The organism is Oscillibacter hominis, assembly GCF_014334055.1.
GTDB lineage: Bacteria > Bacillota > Clostridia > Oscillospirales > Oscillospiraceae > Oscillibacter > Oscillibacter hominis.
This window is the reverse complement of record NZ_CP060490.1, coordinates 1,113,661-1,135,437: the sequence shown is the minus strand read 5'-3', so window position 1 is coordinate 1,135,437 and position 21,777 is coordinate 1,113,661. Positions and strand designations below refer to the sequence as shown.

General features: G+C 58.4%; 21 protein-coding genes. 1 reads left to right on the top strand and 20 read right to left on the bottom strand.

All coding sequences use genetic code 11. The annotated features are described in order from the left end of the window. Positions 1–2: 2 nt before the first annotated feature. The 17 genes from H8790_RS05695 to H8790_RS05615 all read right to left on the bottom strand — a co-directional run bounded on the left by H8790_RS05695 (position 3) and on the right by H8790_RS05615 (position 18,927). Positions 3–776 (bottom strand): isoprenyl transferase, encoded by a 774-nt coding sequence (locus H8790_RS05695; RefSeq protein ID WP_187333921.1) that lies wholly within the window; start codon positions 774–776, stop codon positions 3–5. Continuing rightward, positions 776–1,333 carry a ribosome recycling factor gene (gene frr, locus H8790_RS05690; RefSeq protein ID WP_187333920.1) on the bottom strand — a complete coding sequence of 186 codons (558 nt, stop codon included), beginning with the start codon at positions 1,331–1,333 and terminating at the stop codon, positions 776–778. Before frr ends, H8790_RS05695 begins: the two co-directional genes overlap by 1 nt. A 2-nt stretch (positions 1,334–1,335) precedes the next feature. Beyond that, positions 1,336–2,055, bottom strand: a complete 720-nt coding sequence (gene pyrH / locus H8790_RS05685) for a UMP kinase (RefSeq protein WP_187333919.1) — start codon at positions 2,053–2,055, stop codon at positions 1,336–1,338. A 192-nt stretch (positions 2,056–2,247) separates the two neighbouring features. Continuing rightward, positions 2,248–2,988: a gamma-glutamyl-gamma-aminobutyrate hydrolase family protein gene (locus tag H8790_RS05680; RefSeq protein WP_187333918.1), complete on the bottom strand. Its 741-nt coding sequence runs from the start codon at positions 2,986–2,988 to the stop codon at positions 2,248–2,250. Between the two features lie 7 nt (positions 2,989–2,995). Beyond that, positions 2,996–3,688, bottom strand: a complete 693-nt coding sequence (locus H8790_RS05675) for a V-type ATP synthase subunit D (protein WP_187333917.1) — start codon at positions 3,686–3,688, stop codon at positions 2,996–2,998. An 11-nt stretch (positions 3,689–3,699) separates the two neighbouring features. Then, the gene (locus H8790_RS05670; protein ID WP_187333916.1) at positions 3,700–5,082 is read right to left on the bottom strand and encodes a V-type ATP synthase subunit B; all 1,383 of its coding nucleotides are present in this window, start codon (positions 5,080–5,082) and stop codon (positions 3,700–3,702) included. Next, complete coding sequence (locus H8790_RS05665; protein ID WP_187333915.1) at positions 5,079–6,851, bottom strand: V-type ATP synthase subunit A; 1,773 nt, start codon at positions 6,849–6,851, stop codon at positions 5,079–5,081. The genes H8790_RS05670 and H8790_RS05665 overlap by 4 nt, the downstream gene beginning before the upstream one ends. A gap of 45 nt (positions 6,852–6,896) precedes the next feature. After that, positions 6,897–7,205 carry a V-type ATP synthase subunit F gene (locus tag H8790_RS05660; RefSeq protein WP_187333914.1) on the bottom strand — a complete coding sequence of 103 codons (309 nt, stop codon included), beginning with the start codon at positions 7,203–7,205 and terminating at the stop codon, positions 6,897–6,899. After that, the gene (locus H8790_RS05655; protein WP_243208578.1) at positions 7,198–8,199 is read right to left on the bottom strand and encodes a V-type ATPase subunit; all 1,002 of its coding nucleotides are present in this window, start codon (positions 8,197–8,199) and stop codon (positions 7,198–7,200) included. Before H8790_RS05655 ends, H8790_RS05660 begins: the two co-directional genes overlap by 8 nt. Before the next feature lie 19 nt (positions 8,200–8,218). Then, positions 8,219–8,899 (bottom strand): V-type ATP synthase subunit E, encoded by a 681-nt coding sequence (locus tag H8790_RS05650; RefSeq protein WP_187333913.1) that lies wholly within the window; start codon positions 8,897–8,899, stop codon positions 8,219–8,221. Positions 8,900–8,913: 14 nt separating this feature from the next. After that, positions 8,914–9,441: a V-type ATP synthase subunit K gene (locus H8790_RS05645; protein ID WP_241426677.1), complete on the bottom strand. Its 528-nt coding sequence runs from the start codon at positions 9,439–9,441 to the stop codon at positions 8,914–8,916. A gap of 13 nt (positions 9,442–9,454) precedes the next feature. Then, positions 9,455–11,374 carry a V-type ATP synthase subunit I gene (locus H8790_RS05640; protein WP_187333912.1) on the bottom strand — a complete coding sequence of 640 codons (1,920 nt, stop codon included), beginning with the start codon at positions 11,372–11,374 and terminating at the stop codon, positions 9,455–9,457. Continuing rightward, positions 11,374–11,688, bottom strand: a complete 315-nt coding sequence (locus H8790_RS05635) for a hypothetical protein (RefSeq protein WP_187333911.1) — start codon at positions 11,686–11,688, stop codon at positions 11,374–11,376. The genes H8790_RS05640 and H8790_RS05635 overlap by 1 nt, the downstream gene beginning before the upstream one ends. Positions 11,689–12,038: 350 nt before the next feature. Then, positions 12,039–13,775 carry a hydantoinase B/oxoprolinase family protein gene (locus H8790_RS05630; protein WP_243208577.1) on the bottom strand — a complete coding sequence of 579 codons (1,737 nt, stop codon included), beginning with the start codon at positions 13,773–13,775 and terminating at the stop codon, positions 12,039–12,041. Positions 13,776–13,787: 12 nt separating this feature from the next. After that, positions 13,788–15,848, bottom strand: a complete 2,061-nt coding sequence (locus tag H8790_RS05625; RefSeq protein WP_187333910.1) for a hydantoinase/oxoprolinase family protein — start codon at positions 15,846–15,848, stop codon at positions 13,788–13,790. 31 nt (positions 15,849–15,879) lie between these two features. Next, positions 15,880–17,766, bottom strand: coding sequence for a TRAP transporter permease (locus tag H8790_RS05620; RefSeq protein ID WP_187333909.1), 1,887 nt, complete (start codon positions 17,764–17,766; stop codon positions 15,880–15,882). Between the two features lie 129 nt (positions 17,767–17,895). Then, positions 17,896–18,927, bottom strand: coding sequence for a TAXI family TRAP transporter solute-binding subunit (locus tag H8790_RS05615; protein ID WP_187333908.1), 1,032 nt, complete (start codon positions 18,925–18,927; stop codon positions 17,896–17,898). Between the two features lie 342 nt (positions 18,928–19,269). Between H8790_RS05615 and H8790_RS05610 the strand changes: the two genes are divergently transcribed. Continuing rightward, complete coding sequence (locus H8790_RS05610; RefSeq protein WP_187333907.1) at positions 19,270–20,193, top strand: LysR family transcriptional regulator; 924 nt, start codon at positions 19,270–19,272, stop codon at positions 20,191–20,193. Positions 20,194–20,369: 176 nt separating this feature from the next. Here the strand turns inward: H8790_RS05610 and H8790_RS05605 are convergent, their stop codons facing one another. From H8790_RS05605 to H8790_RS05595, 3 genes are all read right to left on the bottom strand, one after another. Then, positions 20,370–20,729 carry a sporulation initiation factor Spo0A C-terminal domain-containing protein gene (locus tag H8790_RS05605; protein ID WP_187331906.1) on the bottom strand — a complete coding sequence of 120 codons (360 nt, stop codon included), beginning with the start codon at positions 20,727–20,729 and terminating at the stop codon, positions 20,370–20,372. Then, positions 20,713–20,982, bottom strand: a complete 270-nt coding sequence (locus tag H8790_RS05600) for a helix-turn-helix transcriptional regulator (protein WP_187331907.1) — start codon at positions 20,980–20,982, stop codon at positions 20,713–20,715. The genes H8790_RS05605 and H8790_RS05600 overlap by 17 nt, the downstream gene beginning before the upstream one ends. Positions 20,983–21,275: 293 nt before the next feature. Further along, entirely contained in the window at positions 21,276–21,569 is a 294-nt protein-coding gene (locus H8790_RS05595) for a helix-turn-helix domain-containing protein (RefSeq protein ID WP_187331908.1), read from the bottom strand. Positions 21,570–21,777 lie beyond the last annotated feature (208 nt).

Sequence of the window (21,777 nt, the reverse complement as noted above, 5' to 3'; positions counted from 1 at the left end):
CCTCATAAATATGAAAAGTAATTTCGCTTTACACCACCGAACCGGCGGTCCCTGTGCTGATAATCAGCAATGGCCTCGTCCAACTGGGACTCGGTGAAATCCGGCCAAAGCGTATCGGTGAAATAAAATTCAGAATAGGCACACTGCCACAGCAGGAAATTGCTCAACCGCAGCTCCCCGCTGGGCCGGATGATCAGTTCCGGGTCTGGGATACCGCCAGAGTCCAGATAGGCGGAGAACAGGGATTCGTTCAGCTCCTCCGCCTCCCGTTTGCCCGCTGCGCAGTCGGAGGCAAAGCGGCGTACTGCCCGCAAAATCTCATCCCGCCCGCCGTAGTTGAGGCAGATATTGGCCTGGAAATCCTCCGCACTGAGGTGAGCGGAAATCCGGTTGGTTCGATCCACCAGAGACTGTAGCTCCGGGGAGATTCGGCTGAGGTCCCCAAAAAACCGGAGCCGGATGTCGTCCCGTTCCATGGTGTCGATGGCCTCAAGAAGGTAGCGCTTCAAAAGTCCCATGATAACGCCAACCTCGTCTTCCGACCGCTTCCAGTTCTCCGTGGAGAAGGCGTAGACCGTCAGGTATTTGACGCCCAGGTTCTTGCAGTGCGTGGCGATTTTCCGGAAGTTTTCGGCGCCCACCTTGTGCCCTGCGGTGCGGGGCAGGCCCCGCCGCCTTGCCCAGCGGCCGTTGCCGTCCATAATAATCGCAATATGGCAGGGCAGGCGGCCCAAGTCCACCTGCCCCGCCCTGTCATTTGATAGAAACTCCGCCATCAGACCGCCATCAGTTCCTTTTCTTTTTTCTCCAGAAGCCTGTCGATCTCCTTACAGCTGTCGTCGGTGAGCTTCTGCAGGTCCTTCTCCACCTGCTTCATCTCATCTTCCGTGATCTCGGAGGACTTCTCCAGCTTCTTAAAGTGGTCCATGGCGTCCCGGCGGATGTTGCGCACCGCCACCTTGCCGCCCTCGGAATACTTGTGGATCTGCTTCACCAGTTCCTTGCGGCGCTCCTCGGTGAGCTGGGGGAAGTTCAAACGGATGCTCTTGCCGTCGTTCTGGGGGTTGATGCCCAGGTCGGAGTTCTGAATGGCCTTTTCAATGGCCTTCACCGCAGAGGCGTCCCAGGGCTGGATCACCAGGGAGCGTGGATCGGGAGAGGCAATGGACGCAATCTGCTGAATGGGGGTGGGCGTGCCGTAATAGTCCACGCTGATGCGGTCCAGCACAGCGGCGTTGGCCCGGCCGGCGCGGACGGAAGCAAAGTCTGCGCTGACAGACTCGATGCTCTTCTTCATTTTTTCCTCATAGACCTTGTATTCCTCTTTTAACATGGTTATGCCTCCTTCACAATTGTGCCGATTTTCTCTCCGCAGACAACGCGGACGATATTATGTGGATCCTTCAGGGCAAACAGCAGGACCGGAATATGATTGTCCATGGACAGCGATGTGGCAGTGGAATCCATTACCTGGAGATGCTGGGCCAGCACGTCGTCATAGGTGATAAAATCGTACTTGACGGCCTTCGGGTCCTTCATGGGGTCAGCGGAGTACACCCCATCGATGTTCTTTGCCAGCAGGATCACTTCCGCTCCGATCTCCGCAGCACGCAGCACCGCGGCCGTATCCGTGGAGAAGAAGGGGTTTCCTGTGCCGCAGCCAAAGATCACCACCCGGCCCTTTTCCAGGTGGCGGATGGCCTTGGAGCGGATGTAGGGCTCGGCGATGGCCCGCATCTCAATGGCGGTCTGCACCCGGACGTCCACGCCCTTTTGCTCCAGCACGTCCGCCACCGCAAGGCAGTTGAGCACAGTGGCCATCATGCCCATGTGGTCGGCCCTTGTACGCTCCATCCGACCGCCGCCGTCCTTGACGCCCCGCCAGAAGTTGCCGCCGCCGACCACCAGTCCCACCTGAACGCCCATCTTCACACACTCTTGGATGGAATCGCATACCCGGCCGATGACCTCAAAATCCAAGCCGGAATGTTTGTCCCCGGCCAGCGCTTCCCCGCTGATCTTCAGCAGCACACGCTTGTATATGGGAGTGTCCATGTCCTATAACCTCCGAACCTTTAAAATCACATACAAACGTATTTTACCGTATTTTCCCCGTTTTGCATAGGGGGAAAACAAAGATTTTCAGAAAAAGACGCTTTCCATCGTTAAAAAAATTGAGCCGCTGAAAGCGGCTTAATTTTTTTAACTGATTCAGAGAAATTTTTGTTTCACTGCGCCCGGAGCCGACTATTTTAATCCGGCAAAATACAAAAACAGCTTCTCCGGTTCCGCAGTACCCTTTCCATCCGGGCTCAGCAGTTCAGGGTGCCACTGTACGCCGATTAGCGGCAGCGACCGGTGGCAGATTCCCTCTACCGTGCACTCCTCCGTGTAGTCCTCCTCCGAGCCCCGGCTGAGTTCCGCACAGAGAAAGCGCCTCCGCTCCGGAGAGACCGCATCGTCAAACCAGACCTGGCACAAGGCAAATTCCGGGGCCAGCCGCTTGATGGACTGGTGATGCAGCGTGTTGACCACGGTTTTGGGGCCGTAGAGACGCTCCAGCCAAGTGCCCGGCAGGGAGTATGCGCCGTGGAGGTCCTCTCCCCTGGCGCCCCCACGGTGAATCCCATTGGTCTTCCCATCCTGCACCAGGCTGCCTCCGAAATGGACGTTCATCAGCTGATACCCGCGGCAGATACCAAGCACGGGAATGGCAAGCTCCACCGCCCGGTCCAGCATTCGCAGCTGCGCCTGGTCCAGCGCCGGGTTCACGCCACGACTGCCCTGATTTTCCTCTGCGTAGAGCGCGGGGTCCACATCGGGGACTCCGCCGGGCAGGATCATCCCATCACAGGAATCAAGTTCCTCCGGATTTAGGGAAATCAAACGCTCCACACCGGGCAGAAAGCGCAAAACAGCGTCTGAAACTGCCCTCACCGAGCCAAAGGCGTCGTCCGGCTGAGGGCCGGCGATCAAAATCCGCTTCATCCGCCTCCTATGCATTCCGGAATTCCCGCAGGGCGGCCTCGTCCCGGGCACGCTGCTCCTCAATGGCCTCTTTCAGCAGCATATCCTTCACCTTCATCAGCCGGGTGGTGGTGGCCCTGTCGTTTTCATCTAACTTCATGGTGATATAGCGGATGGTCTCCTGGGTGTCGGGAATCATCACATACTCCAGGGCGTTGACGCGGCGGCGGGTCTTTTCGATCTCCTCGGCCATCAGCTGAGCGGACTTTTCGATCTGCGCCAGCTTCAGCATATCCTGAAATACCCGCCCCAAGGCGTCCACAGCGGTGTCTAACTCGCCGGAGGTGGCCGCAAAGCCATAGGGGTATATGTCGCTGTCCGATTGGGTCTTGGTGCGGAACTCATAGACCGGCACGTTGACCGACATGATGTTTTTGAACGTCATGGACAGCTCCACGCTCTGCTTGGGGTACATCAAAGCCTGCTCCAGCGCCTCGGAGGACATGAGGGCCGAGGCCACGGTGAAGGAGCCGTGGACCGTCATCAGTTCCTCCTCCACCTTGGCGCGCAGGTCCTTGACCTCCCGAACCGTGTCCAGGAACTGCTTCATCAGCTCATCCCGCTTATCCTTGAGCAGCTTGTGGCCCCGCTGGGCGGTGCGGAGCTTTCCTTTCAGCCGGGTCAGCTCCATTCGGGTGGGGTTCACATTGATCTTCGGCATGCTCCCACTCCTTACTGTTCTTTTTTCGGCAGATACTTATCGATGTGCTTTTGTTTGATCCGTTTCAGCTCCGAGGTGGGCAGGATGCTCAGCAGCTCCCAGCCCAGGTCCAGCGTCTCCTGGATGGAGCGGTTTTCATCATAGCCCTGGTTCACATAGCGCCGCTCAAACTCGTCGGCGAACTTGGCAAACAGCAGGTCCGTGGGCGTCAGCGCGGCCTCGCCCAAAATGCTCATCAGCTCCTTGTTGTCCTTGCCGGTGGAATAGGCGGCAAAGAGCTGGTTCATGGTGTCGGCGTGATCCTCCCTGGTCTTGCCCTCGCCGATGCCCTTATCCTTCAGACGGCTCAGGGAGGGCAGCACATCCACAGGGGGATTGATGCCCTTGCGGAAGAGCTCACGGCTCAGGATGATCTGGCCCTCGGTGATATAGCCCGTCAGGTCGGGGATGGGGTGGGTCTTGTCGTCCTCTGGCATGGTCAGGATGGGGATCATGGTGATGGAGCCGGGGCACCCAAGACGGCGGCCGGCCCGCTCATACATGGTGGCAAGGTCCGTGTACAGGTAGCCTGGGAAGCCGCGGCGGCCGGGCACTTCCTTCTTGGCCGCGGAGACCTCGCGCAGCGCCTCGGCGTAGTTGGTGATATCCGTCATGATGACCAGCACGTGCATGCCCTTTTCAAAGGCCAGATATTCGGCAGCGGTCAGCGCCATGCGGGGCGTGGAGATGCGCTCCACGGCCGGGTCGTTGGCCAGGTTGGAAAAGAGCACGGTGCGGTCGATGGCGCCGGTGCGGCGGAACTCGCTGACAAAGAACTCAGATTCCTCAAAGGTGATGCCGATGGCGGCGAAGACCACGGCGAAGTTGGAGCCGTCGTCACCCAACACCTTGGCCTGGCGGGCGATCTGGGCGGCCAGGTTGGCGTGGGGCAGGCCGGACCCGGAGAAAATGGGCAGCTTCTGGCCGCGAACCAGGGTGTTCAGGCCGTCGATGGTGGAAACGCCGGTCTGGATGAACTCATTGGGGTAGTCCCGGGCGGCGGGGTTCATGGGAAGGCCGTTGATGTCCCGGTACTCCTCCGCCAGGATGTCGGGGCCGCCGTCGATGGGCTGGCCCATGCCGTTGAACACTCGGCCCAGCATGTCGCCGGACACGCCCAACTGCAGCGGATGGCCCAAAAAGCGGACCTTGGACTGGGCCAGGTTGATGCCCTGGGCAGACTCAAAAAGCTGCACCACGGCGGTGTCGCCGTTGACCTCCAGCACCTTGCCGCGGCGGATGCCGCCGTCGGGCAGTTCCACTTCCACCAGTTCGTCGTAGGTGACGTTCTCCACCATGCGGACCATCATCAGCGGGCTGGCGATCTCCTGGATGGTACGATATTCGCGAATCACTGGTCCTCACCTCCCTCGTCCACAATGGCGTTGATCTCCTGCTCCATCTCCGTCTCAATGGCTGCATAGGCCTGGGCATATTCGTCGACCTCCACGCTCTTGGCGCGGCCGATCTTCTCACGGGCCGGGATATCAAAGAGCTTGGCAGCGGGCGCGCCCTTGGCAATGGCAGCGCGGCACAGCGCATCGTAGTTCAGAATCAGGCTCAGAAGCTTTTCCTGCCGGTCATAGGAGGAGAAGCCGTCCACGTCCACAAAGGCGTTTTGCTGGAGGAAGTCCTCCCGGACCATGCGGGCGGCCTCCAGCGTCAGCTGGTCTGCAGGAGAGAGGGCGTCCTTGCCCACCAGCTGGACGATTTCGTTCAGGCTTGCCTCGCTCTGGAGCAGCTTCATGGCGGCGGCACGGTTGGCCATGAACTCCTTCCCTAAGTTCTCGTCGAACCAGGGCTTCAGGGAGTCCAGATACAGCGAGTAGGAATTCAGCCAGTTGATGGCCGGGAAATGGCGCTTATAGGCCAACTGGGCATCCAGTGCCCAGAACACCTTGACAATCCGCATGGTGGCCTGGGACACAGGCTCGGAGAGGTCGCCGCCGGGAGGGGACACGGCGCCCACGGCGGTCAGGCTGCCCCGGCGGTCGTCGGAGCCGATGCACTCCACGCTGCCGGCGCGCTCATAGAACTGGGCAAGCCGGGAGGCGAGGTAGGCCGGATAGCCCTCTTCACCGGGCATCTCCTCCAGGCGGCCGGACATCTCACGCAGCGCCTCAGCCCAGCGGGAGGTGGAGTCGGCGATGACGGCCACGTCGTAGCCCATATCCCGGAAGTACTCGGCGATGGTGATACCGGTGTACACGCTGGCCTCACGGGCGGCCACAGGCATATCGGAGGTGTTTGCGATGAGCACCGTGCGCTTCATCAGCGATTCGCCGGTGCGGGGGTCCTTCAGCTCCGGGAACTCCCGGAGCACGTCGGTCATCTCATTGCCCCGTTCGCCGCAGCCGATGTAGATCACGATGTCCACGTCGGACCACTTGGCCAGCTGATGCTGCACCACCGTCTTGCCGGAGCCGAAGGGGCCGGGGACGGCGGCAGTGCCGCCCTTGGCAATGGGGAACATGGTGTCGATCACGCGCTGGCCGGAGCACAAAGGCCTGACCGGCGGATACTTGTGCTGATAGGGGCGGCCGGTGCGGACGGGCCACTTCTGGGCCATGGTCAGCTCCACCTCGCTGCCGTCCTCTTTGCGCAGCGTGGCCACCGGCTCCAGCACTGTGAAGGAGCCGCTCTGGATTTTGGTGATGGTGCCGCTCAGATAGGGAGGCACCATGACCTTGTGCAGCACCACCGGCGTCTCGGGCACTGTGCCGATGATGTCGCCGCCGGTCACCTTGGCCCCGGGCTCCACCACGGCGGTGAACTCCCACTTCTTCTCATGATCCAGCGCAGGCACTTCCACGCCGCGGGTGATGCAGGCGCCCACCTTCTCCACGATCTTTTCCAGCGGGCGCTGGATGCCGTCGTAGATGCCCTCGATCATGCCGGGGCCCAGCTCCACGCTCATGGGGTAGCCGGTGGTCTCCACCTCGGCGCCGGGGCCAAGGCCCGAGGTCTCCTCATAGACCTGGATGGAGGCGGAGTCGCCGTTCATCGTCAGGATTTCACCGATCAGCCGCTGCGGGCCCACCCGGACCACGTCGGACATATTTGCGTCCGAGAGGCCGGTGGCAACCACCAGCGGGCCGGACACTTTTACAACTTTACCACTCAATACGAAAACCTTCTTTCAGGATAGATTCGCCAGAAGGAACGCTTCTCACAGGATATCCGCGCCCACGGCGCGTTCAATGGCCCGCTGGAGGCTCTCCTTTCCGATGCCAAGGGAGCCCTCCCGCCCGGGGATGAGGATGATGGCCGGACGGAGCTCATCCTTGTACCGGGCAATCTCAGCCGTCAATCCGGCGGCCAGCTGCTCGGTGAGGTAGATCACCGCGCAGTCCTCTTTGGCCAGGCGGTGAATGAGCTCCCTTGCTTCATCCGGCGATGTCACGGGGTAGGTATCCAATCCCAGGGCCCGAAAGCCCATCACCGATTCCCAGTCCCCGATCACAGCAATTCTATACATACGCTTCACGCAGCCTTTCCCGGATAATCTCCGGCGAGAGCCCGGCGGCCCGGCCCATCAGCAAAATGCGCAGGTTGGTAAACTCCGTTTCCCTGGCGGCCAAATACCCCACCAGCGGCGCCTCGCCGAAGGCCACATATTTGGCGTCGGCCAGATAATCGCTGACCGCGTCGTCGCAGAGCTTTTCAAACCGGGTCAGCGGTCCTCCGGAGAGGGCGGCGGCACCCGCCTCAGCGGCCTCAGCCAGCACGGTGGAGGCATATGCCTCGCCAATGCCGCTGCCTCCGGCGCCAGCCAGCGCGCACACGGCATCCGCAGAAACCGTGCCGCCCTCGAACACCACGCCGGAGAGAAACTCCGGGCTCTTGCCCATGCGCAGCGTGCGGACCAGGGTCCTGAGGTTCACCGCGTCGATCATGGCCTTTACATAGCCCATCAAAAAGCCGCTTCCGGTGGCTTGGGCCAGGTCGCGCATCTCCTTATAGCAGCGCCTGTCCAGCACCACGTCGCTCAACTGGGGGTCGCCGGTGGTCTGGAGCACTTCTTTTGCCTCAACATACCCTTCCGCCAGGGCCTGCGGCAGCTCGTCCAGTTCCCCGGACTCCGCTGCCTCGCGCAAGGCCGCTGTGTCCACGCGCCCAAGATTCATCAGCATATGTCCCGGATCGGTCTCCATCGCCTGGGCCTTCAGCAGTACCTTGAGGTTGTGATAGTCGTACTTGAGCCGGAAGAGCTCCAGGTAGCGCCTGTCCGGCGCAAAACCGCTCAAATCCTCCAGCATCTCCTGCCGGGCGGCGGAGAGCGCCTCGTCCATCTCCTCCGGACGCTGGGCAGAGAGCTTGGGGTAGCCGCACTCCTCCAGAGTCTTGGCAATTTCCTCCTCGCTGCGGCTCTCTAAGAGCTCCTCCATGCGGTCGCGGCTGAGCAGGCTGTTCTCCATGGCCTTGATGCGGCTGGAGAGGAACAGATAATCCGTATCTTTGATATGACTCAAGGCAGTCCCTCCTAATTCCTTACGAGAACAGGATCTTGGCCACCTCGCCGGCGATCTCGTTCTTCTGGAGGCGCACCAGTGTTTCAAAGGTGCAGTTGACCTCCACGTTCTGGTCCGCAAGAATGAATCCGCCGCGGACGTCACGGGTCTTTTCAGAGAGCGTCAGCATGGCCGTCCCCTGCGCCAGCGCGGACACGCTGGTGGCCACCTTGTTCAGCAGCGCCCCCACCTTGGAGTCGCCCAGCTGAAAGTCCGGAGCCGCGGCTTTGGCCAGCAGCTCGTTGGCCCGGGCCACAGCCGCCTTGCCGACGCGCCTGCGGTCCTCCGGGGAAAAGATGACCTCTTCCCTGCCGGTCTGGGCTGCCTGCACCATCAGTTGGGCAAGCGTCTCCACATACTCCTCCTCGGGCAGTGAGCAAAGCTGGTTCAGCGCCTTGGCAAAGGCCTCATCCAGCATTTTCTGCTTGGCCGACAGCGTAACTTTGCGGGCCTCCATGTGGGCCACGCTGACCAAGCGCTCTTCCCGCTCGGCGGCATTTTTCTCGCTGCGCCCGTCCAACTCGCTCTTCTCCCGGTCCGCCTGGGCCTGGTAGGCCGAGCGGACCTTGGCCGCCTCCGCCTCCGCCTCGGCGCGGATCTGATCGATCTCGGCCTGGGCGTCCTGACGGATGCGGTCAGTGATTCTGTCGATGCCGTTCATGATTCCGTCCCCGCTTACTTGCTGATGTTGATGATCATCAGCATGGAGGCCAGCAGAGACAAGATGGCGTAGAACTCAACGGTGATGCACAGCACCATGCCCTTGGACCAGTCATCGGGCTTCTTGGCCAGGATGTTGATGGAGCCGGCGGCCACACGGCCCTGGGCGATGGCGGAGAAGAGGCCGCCCAGCGCCATAGGCAGGCAGGCCACAAAGTACTGCATGCCCTGGGCAATGGTCAGCGCGGGCAGCGTGCCGGAGAGAAGGCCCATGCGGAAGATGGCAAAGAACCACACCACCAGGCCGTAAAGGCCCTGGGTGCCGGGGATCACCTGCAGGATCATGACTTTACCAAACTTGGAGGGGTCCTGGCACAGCAGGCCCGTACCGGCCTCGCCGGCCATGCCGGTGCCCTTTGCGCTTCCGATGCCGCTCAGGACCGCCGCCAAACCGGCGCCCAGCAGGGCCAGGGCCAAACCGCCGATGCTTCCCAGGAACGTAAGGCTCTGCTGGAGTTCTACCATCTGTGCAATGTCAGTCATAATAATTTCCTCCTTATTCTTTTACAATATCCACAAATTTTGTATTCATCTCCAGGGGTCTGAAGGGCTTTCCGCCGTCCTTGTAGAACTTCCCGAAATACTCCAAACACTGCAGGCGCAGATCATGGACATAGCAGCCCAACAGGTTCAGGGCAAAGTTCAGGGCGTTGCCCGCCAGGGAGATGATCAAAAATACCACGATGTTGCCGGGGATGGCGCCCAAGGTGTTGAACACCTGGGCAATGACGCTGCCCGCCAGCATCAGGGCCATCAGACGGGAGTAGGAAAGGATATCTCCAAAATAGCCGGTCACATGGTTATAGAGGGAGCCGAAGACGGCCGTCACCTTGCCAAAGCCCTTTGCGTTCCAGCCGGAGCCCACCAGCACCATCACGATGCCCGCGATCAGCAGGAGGTTGGTCACGCCCAGGATAGCCAGTGCGATCCCGGCAAAGACCACCCACCAGGTCACTTCCTCCCAGATGGCGTCCATCACCTCGCCCCGCCGGAGCTTTTCCACAAAGCTGATGGCCATGCCGGTGATGATCTGGACCGCGCCCAGACACATGGACCCCACCAGGATCATCAGCGTGTCGTCCAGCGGCGTAAAGAGGGACGGCAGCGCGGTAAAGGTGGTACCTGGGTTAATGATCTTCGCGGCCTGGGGCAAAAAGTCGCCAAAGAAGCCTCCGGTGACCGCGCCCATGAGGAAGGTGCTGACTCCGCACAGGCCCAGAAGCCCGAAGAAGTGGCTCATGGTACCCTTGGGCCGGTATTTCTTCAACACCACCGCCGAGGCAAGCATCATCAGAAGGCCATACCCCATGTCCGCCATCATAATGCCATAAAACAAAATGAAAAACGGCGCCATCAGCGGGTTGGGGTCCACGCCGTCATAGGCGGGCAGGGAGTACATCTCCGTCACCATGTTCAGCGGCCGGGTCAGGAGGTTGTTTTTCAGCTTCACAGGAACCTGGGGATACTCCTCCGGAGCCGGATCCTCCGCCTCCCAGGCGCATCCCTTCTCCTCAAAGAGGGACTGGAGCTGGCTTATGGAGTCCGCCGGCGCCCAGCCTTCAAAAAAGACAATCGTGCCATCGGTCATCAGCCGCTCAGCCGAGGATTCCTTTGCCGCCGCCACATTCAGCTGATCCGCGTAGATGCGCAACTTGGCATAGTCCTCCTTATGGGCTGCAATGGCCTCCGCCGTTTCCGATTGGCCTCTGCGGTTTTCCTCCAGCGACCGGTCGATCTGGGCCAGGTTCTCAGATGCAGTGCCGGTATACCCCTTGAAGGACGTCAGGCTGACGCCGTGGGGCCGCAGAATCTCCATGGCCTTTTGCTCATCCGAGCGGTGGACGACCAACAGCAGATACCGCTGCTGCTTGTCGGCGCTGACCTCAAAAAGCTCCGCAGCCAGCTCGGAGAGCTGATTGCGCATCTCCCCGGGATCGGCTCCCGCCGGACAGACGGCCAGACGGAAAAGCGCCCACTGGGTCCCTTCCCGCTCCAGGGGCAGGTCCAGTTCCGCCCAGGGCGTCAGAGACTGGCGCCTTGCAATCAGCCGTCCCTCCTCCCCCTGGAGATGGCCCAGGGTCTGGAGCAGCCCGTTGACCTCATCGCTGAGCTGTGCCGGCCGCAGGTCAAAAAACTCCGACTCACCAATGGCGCTCCGCTTGACAAAAAGGCCGTCTGACACTTTCCCATATTTCCGAATTGCAGAGAGGGCCGCATTGACGCCGGCGATCCTGCTCCTGGTGTCCATCAGGGCGGAACCGCTCTTGCTCAGCAGATGGGCCCACTGGGGATCGGCCAATTTCTCCCCCGGCTCGCTGATCTCCACACAGCCAAGCCGAAGGAGCCGGTCCAGCAGCTCCTGTCGCTGGCTTGCCAGTGCGATGACACGGAGCCGCTTCATTTTGACAATGGCCATCAGCGACTCACAACCCTTCTGACAATAAACTCCGTAGCCTCGGTCATTTTGCCGGAGGCTGCCTGGCAAAGCTCCTCTGCGCCGCGCCCGGCCTCCTCCATGATTTCAGCCGTCCGCTTTTCAGCCCGCGCCTCCGCCTGGGCAAGCAGCGCCTTACCGCGCTCTTCCGCCTCAGCTCTGGTCCTTTCCACAAGCGCCTTTCCATCGCGCTCGGCATCGGCAAGGAGCTTTTTCGCCGAAGCTGCAGCCGCAGTCTTCTCCTCCTGCAAACTCTGTTCGGCGCCCGAAATTTTTTCAATGGCCTCAAGAGACATTCCGTGTCACCTTCTTTACTACATATTGTGTAAATTATGGAAACTTCCAGCATTAAAACACATCATTTATTATATAAGATTTACCAAAAAAAGCAATAGCATTTCTCTCTTCCCATTCAGACATTTTTTGAATACTGTCATAACAGTTTCTTATCCGTGTCCGATTCTCTGCAATATGATTGTTCCCGCTTTGCGTCAGACGATTCTTATTCCTGTAAAATACAAAAAAAGGGCTGCGGTGCAGTATCTGCACCGCAGCCCTTTTTCAACGCGTCACCGCTGCCGCCTGGCCTCCCGGGCCAAAATGGATGTGGAGGGGTTCCGGAATTGGCCCGGGAGTGTGACCTGCATCACTTTCTCAAGGCGGCGGTAGCAGCCTCGTCCACTGTCTTTGTGTCCATGTTGATGACAACGCCATAGAGCGTCCTGGCGTTCTCCGCACTGACCTTCTCGTTGAGCACATCCTCCAGCACATACTCGGGGCGGCGCTTGAAGGGATTGCCATAGCCGCCGGAGCCTGGCGTCTGGGCGCTCATGATGTCGCCTTCCTTCAGCTCAATCTCAGAGGATTTTGCAGAGGGCAGCACCTTTTCACCAGGTGTTTCGGGGTTGATGACAAACCGGCCGGGAGCACCGGACAGGCCTCCTTCCAGTCCCCAGGGCGCTACCTTCTGACGGTCGCCGTGAGAGCCGAAGATGGTATCCTGCAAAATCCGGTAGTCGCGCCTGTAGCCAAGGCCGCCGCGGTACTCGCCAGCGCCGCCGGAGTCGTTTCGGATCTCGTAACGGTCCACCATGATGGGGTACTCCGCCTCCATGCACTCAATGGGCAGGTTGGAGGAATTGGTGATGTGGACGTGGACGCCGTCCAAACCGTCCTTGTTGTAGCGGGCGCCGAAGCCTCCGCCCAGGGATTCGGGATAGACAAAGAACCGGTCGTGCTTTTCATCGTTGCCGGAGAAAATGACTGTGGTCACGGCGCTGTTGCAGCCGGCCATCACCTGCTTGGGCACCACCTGGGCCATGGCACCGAACACCACGTCGGCCACGCGCTGGCAGGCGTCGGTTCTTGCGCCGCAGGCGCCGGGTACCTTCGGATTGACCAGGGTGCCCGCCGGGGCGTAGATTTCAATGGGGCGGTAGAATCCGCCGTTGGGGGGCAACGTGGGGTCCACAATGGCCTTCAGGGAGTAGTACACCGTGGCCTTCAGCGCGTTTTCCACCACGTTGACCGCGCCCTTGACCTGGGGAGCCGTGCCGGTGAAGTCCAGATACATGCTCTCGTCCTTCACTGTCAGCTTCAGGTGGATGGGCACGCGCTTGCCGATATCGATGCCGTCGTCGTCCATATAGTCTTCGAACTCGTACTCGCCGTTGGGAATCTCATGAATGCCGGCACGCATCTTGCGCTCGCCGTAGTTCATCAGCTCCTCCATGCCGGAAAGGACGATGTCACGGCCGTACTTGTTGATGACATCCACGGTGCGCTCCGCGCCGATGGTGTTGGCTGCCACCTGGGCCATGATGTCGCCGGTGCGCTCAAAGGCCGTGCGGCAGTTGAGCATGATGACGTCCATCACGTCCTGGAGCAGTTTGCCCTTTTTCATGATGTGAATGGGCGGGATGCGCAGACCCTCCTGGAAGATGCTGGTGCTGTCGCCGGACATGCTGCCGGGCACCCGGCCGCCCACGTCGCTGTGGTGGGCGATGTTGGCCACATAGGCGACGATCTCGCCGTCGTGGAAGATGGGTGCCGCAATGGTGATGTCCGGAAGATGGGTACCGCCGCCGCTGTAGGGGTCGTTGGCGACGAACATGTCGCCCGGCTCAATCTCGCTGGGGTCGTACTTCTGGGTGATCTTCTGCACAATGCCCAGCATGGACCCCAGGTGGACCGGGATGTGCTCCGCCTGGGCGATGGTCTCGCCCTTGGCGTTGAAGATTGCGCAGGAGCAGTCTTTTCTTTCCTTGATGTTGGTGGAGTATGCGGTTCTCACCAGGATGCCGCCCATCTCCTCCGCGATGGACATGAACGCGTTGCTCAAAACCTCAACAGTGATCGGATCAACCTTCATATAGTTAAACATTTCCACGCCCCCTTATTTCGCCTCGTAGCTGATCATCAGGTTCAGATATCTGTCTGCACGGGCCGTATGTCCCGGCGGAACCACGATGGTGGAGTCCATCTGCTCGATGATGGCTGGACCCTGGACCTCATTGCCGGCCTTGATCAGGTCGCGGTTATAGATGTTGGTGTCCACATACTCCCCGGCCTCTTCAAAGTACACATCCCGCTTGCCGATGACGGCTGCGGAGGCATCCGGCCCCTCAATGGGGTGCTCCACCAACTCGATGGTCTGAACCTTGCCCAGTGCGGTGGCGCGGTAGTTTACAATCTGCACCAGTGCGCCTTCGTTGCAGTAGCCGTATTCCCGCTTATGGGCCTGATGGAACAGGTCGCGGATTTCGTCGATGTTGTCCTTAGTGATCTCCTTGTAGGGGATCTCAATGCTCAGCTCGAAGTTCTGGCCATAGTAACGCATGTCGGCGTGACGGATGATGACCTTATGCTCCTCGTCGATCTTTTCATCATCCAGCCAGGCGTCGCCCTTATCGGTCAGTTCCTTGAAGTTTTCGTTCATCTGGTCGATATTTTCGGGGACAAAGTTCGCAATGCTGGTCTTCACATAGTCAGAGCGGATATCGGATACCAGAAGGCCCACCGCACAGAGGATGCCGGGGTTGCAGGGGATCATGACCTTGTTGATGCCAAGGTCTTTGGCCACGTTGACCGCGTGGAGGGCCCCCGCGCCGCCGAAAGCCACCACCACGAACTCTCTTGGGTCATAGCCGCGCTCCACAGAGACCACGCGGATGGCGCGGGCCATGTTGGAGTTGACCACGGTGATGATGCCGCGGGCCGCGTCCAGAGCGCTCATACCCAGGGGCTTCGCCAGCTTCTCCTCAATGGCCTTGTAGGCCGCCTCTTCGTCGATCTCCATGCGGCCGCCCAAGATGACCTTGGGATTGAGCCGGTGGAGCACCACGTTGGCGTCGGTCACAGTGGGCTTGTCGCCGCCCCGGCTGTAGGCGATGGGGCCGGGATAGGCGCCGGCGCTCTCAGGGCCGACCTTCATCATGCCGCCGTTGTCGATCCAGGCGATAGAGCCGCCGCCGGCGCCCACTGCGGTGACGTCGGTCATGGGGACCTTCACGGGGAATTCGGCAATGGCTTTGGCGGTGGTCAGCTTGGGAGAGTAGTTCTCGATCAGGGAGACGTCGGTGCTGGTGCCGCCCATGTCAAAGGTGATGATGTTCTTTACGCCTGCCAGCTTTGTGATGTAATTGGCTCCGGACACACCGGCGGCAGGGCCGGACAGCGCGGTGCGGATGGGGTTTTCAAATGTGGTCTCAATGCTCATCAGGCCACCGTTGGACTGGTTGATATAGGGAGTCAGGTCCATGCCCATATCCTTGACGCGCTGCTTGAACTGCTTGGCGTAGATGCCCACCTTGGGGCCGATGTAGCTGTTCAGCGCGGTGGTGGTCATGCGCTCATACTCCCGGATTTCCGGCAGCACCTCGCTGGAGACGGAGACATAGGCCTCAGGATGGCGCTGGAGGATGATTTCCTTGATCTGCTTTTCATGCTCAGGATTGATGTAGGAGTGCAGCAGGCAGACCGCGTAAGCCTCCGCTCCTGCTTCCTTCAGCTCATCCACCAGCCGCTCCACCTCGGCGGTATCCAACGCCTTGAATACGGTGCCGTCGGCCATGATGCGCTCATCTACCTCCTTGCGCATCTTGCGGTAGATGATGGGGATGGGTTTTTCCACCTGGGTATCGTAGAGGGATGCACGGGTCTGGCGGGCCAGCTCGATCAGGTCCCGGAAGCCCTTGGTGGTGATGATCGCCGTTTTGGCACCCTTGCGCTCCAGCGTGGCGTTTGTGGCCACCGTGGTGCCGTGGACCAGGTTGGACACCGCTGCGGGGGATACGCCGTGCAGCTCCAGGATTTCCTTCACGCCGTTTCCGATGGCCTCGGAGGGGTCCCAGGGGGTGGAGGGCAGCTTATAGACATTCACTTCCCCGGTGTCCTGGTTGAACATACAGACATCTGTAAAGGTACCGCCAACGTCAACTCCAATTTTGTAACTCATAGTCTCACCCTTCAATTTTATTCAGAATTCTTCAGACGGCAGGCTCGCTCACCGTGTTGCCCTTCTTCTTCTGCAGCAGAAGGAGGGCCATCAAAACGGCAAAGATTGCCAGGCCGATCACGTCGCAGATTTTGAACTGGAGGAACATAAACACCGCACACACAAAGAACGCCAGCCGGAGCAAAACGCCCAGGCGCTGGACCATATAGCCCTGGATGGCCGCGGTCAGAGCATAGCACATCACAATGCCGCACAGCACGGCCCACAGGATATCCAAAATGCCGCCGTTCATCAAAAAAGCGGTATTGTAGACGAACATATAGGGGACGAAGAATGCCACAATCGCCAGCTTGCAGCCCTCGCTGGCCGTCTGGATGGCCTTGGAGCCGGCGATGCCGGCGCCTGTATAGGCGGCCAGGGCCACGGGAGGCGTAATGCCGGAGAGGCAGGCAAAGTAGAAGATGAACATGTGCGCCGCCAGAGGCACGATGCCCATACTGGTGAGCACAGGGGCCAGCACGTTGGCGCAGAGTATGTAGGAAACCGTGGTGGGCAGGCCCATACCAAAGAGGATTGCCGTGCACATACTCAGGATCAGGGCCGGCAGCACGTTTCCGCCGGAGAGGCCGATGATCAGGCTGGAGATCTTCAGTCCCAGGCCGGTGAGGCTGATGCAGCCAATGACAATTCCGGCGCAGGCGCAGGCACAAGCGGTGGAGGCCGAGCCCTTGGCCGATGCGATCAGCGTCTCAGCAATGGACTTGACGCTCATGCGGGTTTCCTTCTTGAACATGCACACCACGATGCAGGCCACCATGGCAAAGAAGGCAGACTTGATGGCGGAGTAGCCCACCACCGTCAAAAGAACAATCAGCAGTACCAGGGGCAGGAACAGGGGCCAGTCTTTTTTCAGCACCGCTTTGAGCTGGGGGAGCTCATCTTTATTCAGGCCGTTCAAACCGTTCTTGGCGGCAATGGCGTCCACGGAGATCCAGATGGTGAAAAAGTACATCACCGCGGGAATGATGGCTGCAACCACAATATCCAGGTATTTCATGCCCAGGTACTCTGCCATCAGGAAGGCGCCGGCCGCCATGACCGGAGGCATAATCTGTCCGCCGATGGATGCCGCTGAAACGGACGCGGCGGAGAGAGTCCTGTCGTAATTCATCTTGATCATCAAAGGAATGATGATCGATCCGCAGGCCGCCACACAGGCGACGGCGCTGCCGGAAATGGTGCCGAACAGGGCGCAGGCGATCACCGCCACCTTGGCGGGTCCGCCCCGGGCCGCGCCGGCAACAGAAGCAGCGAGATCAAAGAACGCGGCGCCGGCGCCGGTCTTTTCCAGGAAGGCTGCAAAAATCACGAACATCACCACAAAGGTGGCCGCCGTATCCAGCGCCGTTCCAAATACGCCGTCATAGGTGTACAGCGTGGTGATGATGCGCTTGACGCTGTATCCGGAATGACCCAGCATACCGGGCAGGTACTGGCCCAAAAAGGCGTAGAGGATGAATACGCCGCCGATGATGGGCAGGGCCAGCCCGTTTGTCCGTCGGGTGGCTTCCAGAACGCACAGCAGTGTAATGAGGCCCATGATAATATCCATCTGCGTGGTAAAAATACCGCCGCGCAGCAGGATGTTTTCAATGTTGAAATAGGCATAGCCAACGCTGGCAATGGATAAGACGATAAAGATCAGGTTCACGAGGCCAAGGCTTTTTTTCTCTCCCTCTTTTGGTTTGAAGGTGGGATAGATCAGGAAAGTCAAAAGCAGCACCAACAGCAGGTGGAAACTTCGGAAGGCCATTGCGGGGCGGGGCACGAAGTTCAGCACCACAATGTGATAGATACCAAATATGATGCCGACCACTGCGATGACCTTTTTCACAATGTTGTCTATTTTTTCACTCATACTTTATTTCCCTCCTGCGCCTTTGCAATCTCAGGCGCTTATGGCTCAGGCAGACGTGCTTGCTACCCTTTTGAGATTGAGGATATGTACAATGTCCTCCATCATACATATCCTCAATCAGTCACTGTCTTACTTGCACTCGGGCGGGATCAGGTCGTCGGGTACCTCAATGCCGGCCTCCTCGAAATAGCGGATCGCACCGGCATGATAGGGGATGGTGGAGTAGTTGATGTTTTCCAGAGACATCTCATCGCCGAACTGGGCAAAGATGCTCTTGATGAGGTCCTGATTCTCATAGCAGGCCTTAACCACCTGATACACCAACTCCTCATCCACGTTCTGGTTGGAGATCACCATGTTGTAAAGGCCCACATTGGTGGTGTCCTCGGGCAGAGCCTTATAGTATCCGCCGGGGATATCCAGCCAGACGTACTGAGGATACTTCTCCTTGAATGCATCCACCTTATCCTCGGGGATGGTCAGGATCTTCACCTCGTTGGTGGCCTCCAGCTCGCTGACCGCAGAGGCGGGATGGGCCAGGGTAAAGCCCTTGATGGTGCCGTCGCCCAAGGCGCGGGATGCATCGGAGTTGGGCAGGTTGGACATGTCGACGCTGATGCCGCAGACATCCAGCACGCGGTTCATCAAACTCTGGTTGGAGCTGCCCACAGGACCGCCGGACCAGGCCACGCCTTCAATGTCATAGAGGCTCTCAAAACCTGAATTTGCCAAAGTGATGAACATGTAGATGCCGCCCCAGCCCGGCATGACCGCCCGGATGTCGGGGCAGGCCTGCTGGCCCTCAAAATCATAAAGACCGTTGTATGCCTCATACATCACCTCAGTGGCACACATACCCATCTCGATTTCGCCGGCCTGGGTCAGAAGCGCGTTGTTGGCCGAAGCACCCGTCACCTCGACGGTGGCTTCATAGCCGTCTAACTTGGAGTTGACAACAGTGGAGATCGAAGAAGCGCCGTTGTAGAAACCGCCGCCCACCGAGGATGCACCGATGGAGAATTTGACGGTTCCCCCTGTCTGTCCGCCGCCTCCGCCGGAACCGGAAGCTGATCCAGACCCGCTTCCACCGGTGGAGCCGCAGCCGGCAAGCAGGCTCAATACCATTAGTCCTGATAACAAGATAGCCGCTACTCTTTTCATTGCGTTTCCTCCCTTTTATAGTTGGTTTCGTCATTTCTGACATGCAATCACTGAATGGTTGATTCTTTCTTTCACTCCACTTCTTCTAACAACTTCATCACTAATTGCTGTTGTCACTCTACCATTTCCCGGATTCCTTTGCAAATATCTATATTTTCAAAATAGTTATGACGAAATAATCATATTCTTTCAAATCCAAATTTTATCAGTTGTAATATCCATTTTATATCTTGTATTTTTGTGCAATATATCTAATGAATCAGAAAAATTTGATTTTATTGCACAATTTGTTTAGAATATGTTTTACATCTCCCCATCCTAATCAAAGGACTGATTGCATCTATGTTTTCTGAAAAGTACGAGTTCTTTTTGGAGATCGCCGAGTACGGCAGCGTCACAAAGGCCGCCGATCACCTGCTGATCTCCCAATCTGCCCTGAGCAAATACCTGCGGCGGCTGGAAGAGTCTCTGAACACACAGCTGTTCGACCGCAAGTCCCTTCCCCTGAAGCTGACCAGGTCCGGGGAGGTTTTCTACCGCTATGTCACCCAGTGCATAGACCTGGAAAAACAGTGCATGACACAGATCGAAAATCTGAAAGAGAATGTGGTGGAGACGCTGCGCATCGGCGTGGGGCCGTGGCGTGCCAGCTGTTTCCTGCCGCAGGTCCTCCCTCTTTTTCAGGAGAAATATCCCTTTGTGAAAATAGAGGTGATCGAAGGGGTGTCCGACGCCCTGGCGGACGGTATCATCAAGAATAAGATCGACATCTGTTTGATGGGCGCCTCCAGCCGATATCCTTTCCTACAATTCATTCCCCTGTGCGATGAGCGTGTCCTGCTGGTGGGCAGCAGCTTCCACCCCATTGTGAAGCAGCTGCGGCTGAGCCATTCGGAGTACAATGACTTCATCAATGTAGACATTCGCCTGTTCCGCCAAGAGCGACTGATCCTGACCACCACCCGTCAGGGGTTTGCCCAGTCCATTGAAAGCTACTTTGCCAAGGTGAGCTTTGCACCCACCGATGTGATCCGCATTGAAAACCTGCAAACGGGCCTCTACCTGGCGGCACAAGGCAACTATTTTTCCTTTGTCCCGGAAATTGCGACCCAGTCCCTTTCCCTTCCGGAAAACATCTCCTTTTTTACCATTGGTCAGCCGGAGCTGATCTATCCCATCTCCCTTACATATAATAAAAATGCGAAGCTCTCCAACGCCGCAAAGCTGTTTGTAGATACCACCCTTGCCTACTACAATAAACTGTAACACGCCTGCCCTGTCAGTTCCCTCGGCTTTTTGTCCTATGCGAAATTTGAAAGTCAAATGGGTCCCGGTGCCTGTCTGCTGGCAGCAGTGGGATAGAAGAAAATTCATATCAAAGGCCCCCGGGGAATATTCCCCGGGGGCCTTTGATATGAATGGATCTTGCGCAGTACTCCCTTCTACGCAACGGGAGAAAGGGAAAAGTAGCCGGCCACAACGGCAAGGAACTGGGCATTGCGGGGCTTGGGCGGCAGCGGCACCCCAAAGAGCTCCGGCAGCAGCGGCGACCTGTGGTTCCATATGAGGGTCACCGCGGCCCGGATGTTCCGCTCCACCGCCTGCCACGTTGTCCCGTAGTGCTTTGCCACCTCCGGGTACAGCCATTTTGTCACAAGCGCCAGCCTCTGCGGGTTCTCCACCGACAGGAAAATCGCATAGGAGATCCGGAAGAAGCCGGTGTAGTTCGCCGTCAATCCAAGGCGGTACAGCAGATCGTATATATCCGAGAGCAGCTTTTCCCCGTCATGCCACGTCTCCATGCTCTTCCTCCTCTTGCACAAGCTTCTTGAATGCGCGCAAAAGACTCAATACCAGCTCCTCCGGGATTGAGATCAGGAAAAAGATCACGGAGAGGGCCGAGAAGCTGTACTTGCCATGCTCCTGGTCAATGTAGGACCGGGGCGAGATGTGCAGCAGTTCCGCCATCCGTTCCTGGCTGTATCCCTTCTCCTTGCGGTAGGTATAGATCGAGTTGCGGAGAAATACCTGAAGCAGTGTTTTATATTGACGCATCAGCAAAACCTCCCCAATTCGACAGAATATAGGAAAATTTTACCTAACGCCGGCTCACGCCGCTATGAGGTATGCCTCAGTCAACAGCCTAATATGTACGTTTTTCCTCCCGCAATTCCGTGGGGCAGTCTGTCAATGGCTGTTCCTGAAGCCCACCTGATTTCCTCCGGGCAGCACTGGTTCATTCCCATCCCAATAGTTGACATATGACCTCTCTTTCTTTCACCTGCACCCCTTCCCGCATCTTGCAGCCGCGTGGATAACATGGCATCCCCCCTCTTGTTCACACAAGATCAATAGGCGTCGGGCCGCTCGCCGGCCTGGCCCACCCACTGTTCCTCCCCTTCTTCCACATTGAGAAGCCACGCCACATCCACCTTCAGGATTTCCGCCATCGTGCGCAGCTCATAATCCGCTACAATCCGGTCCCCAATCTCCATCCTGCTGATGGTATCCCGCTCAAGGACCACCCCTCGGACCTGCAGCTGGGCCGCCAGCTCTGTCTGCGACAGTTTCAGCGCCCTTCTTGCCTGGCGGATGCGGGACCCCGACACATTTTTCATCCCGTGATATGCAAATATTTTCACTTTTTTTCTCTCTTTCTGTGGTAATATCCTGCATTTTTTTGACAGTACCACAGATTTTTCGCAAAATTGTGCGAATATTCTGCAAACAGAAAGTTATTTTTCAAAAATGGGAAAAATGCTCTTTTTCCGCTCCTCAAATGTTCATGACAATGGGAAAGCCCCTGGAGAGAGTACTCTCTCCAGGGGCTTTCAAAATAGTACACCATAA

Excerpts from the sequence above, each read along its gene's own strand:
- H8790_RS05695 (WP_187333921.1), bottom strand. The coding sequence starts at position 776 with ATGGCGGAGTTTCTATCAAATGACAGGGCGGGGCAGGTGGACTTGGGC.
- frr (WP_187333920.1), bottom strand. The coding sequence starts at position 1,333 with ATGTTAAAAGAGGAATACAAGGTCTATGAGGAAAAAATGAAGAAGAGC.
- pyrH (WP_187333919.1), bottom strand. The coding sequence starts at position 2,055 with ATGGACACTCCCATATACAAGCGTGTGCTGCTGAAGATCAGCGGGGAA.
- H8790_RS05680 (WP_187333918.1), bottom strand. The coding sequence starts at position 2,988 with ATGAAGCGGATTTTGATCGCCGGCCCTCAGCCGGACGACGCCTTTGGC.
- H8790_RS05675 (WP_187333917.1), bottom strand. The coding sequence starts at position 3,688 with ATGCCGAAGATCAATGTGAACCCCACCCGAATGGAGCTGACCCGGCTG.
- H8790_RS05660 (WP_187333914.1), bottom strand. The coding sequence starts at position 7,205 with ATGTATAGAATTGCTGTGATCGGGGACTGGGAATCGGTGATGGGCTTT.
- H8790_RS05650 (WP_187333913.1), bottom strand. The coding sequence starts at position 8,899 with ATGAACGGCATCGACAGAATCACTGACCGCATCCGTCAGGACGCCCAG.
- H8790_RS05645 (WP_241426677.1), bottom strand. The coding sequence starts at position 9,441 with ATGACTGACATTGCACAGATGGTAGAACTCCAGCAGAGCCTTACGTTC.
- H8790_RS05640 (WP_187333912.1), bottom strand. The coding sequence starts at position 11,374 with ATGGCCATTGTCAAAATGAAGCGGCTCCGTGTCATCGCACTGGCAAGC.
- H8790_RS05635 (WP_187333911.1), bottom strand. The coding sequence starts at position 11,688 with ATGTCTCTTGAGGCCATTGAAAAAATTTCGGGCGCCGAACAGAGTTTG.
- H8790_RS05630 (WP_243208577.1), bottom strand. The coding sequence starts at position 13,775 with ATGTTTAACTATATGAAGGTTGATCCGATCACTGTTGAGGTTTTGAGC.
- H8790_RS05625 (WP_187333910.1), bottom strand. The coding sequence starts at position 15,848 with ATGAGTTACAAAATTGGAGTTGACGTTGGCGGTACCTTTACAGATGTC.
- H8790_RS05620 (WP_187333909.1), bottom strand. The coding sequence starts at position 17,766 with ATGAGTGAAAAAATAGACAACATTGTGAAAAAGGTCATCGCAGTGGTC.
- H8790_RS05615 (WP_187333908.1), bottom strand. The coding sequence starts at position 18,927 with ATGAAAAGAGTAGCGGCTATCTTGTTATCAGGACTAATGGTATTGAGC.
- H8790_RS05610 (WP_187333907.1), top strand. The coding sequence starts at position 19,270 with ATGTTTTCTGAAAAGTACGAGTTCTTTTTGGAGATCGCCGAGTACGGC.
- H8790_RS05605 (WP_187331906.1), bottom strand. The coding sequence starts at position 20,729 with ATGGAGACGTGGCATGACGGGGAAAAGCTGCTCTCGGATATATACGAT.
- H8790_RS05600 (WP_187331907.1), bottom strand. The coding sequence starts at position 20,982 with ATGCGTCAATATAAAACACTGCTTCAGGTATTTCTCCGCAACTCGATC.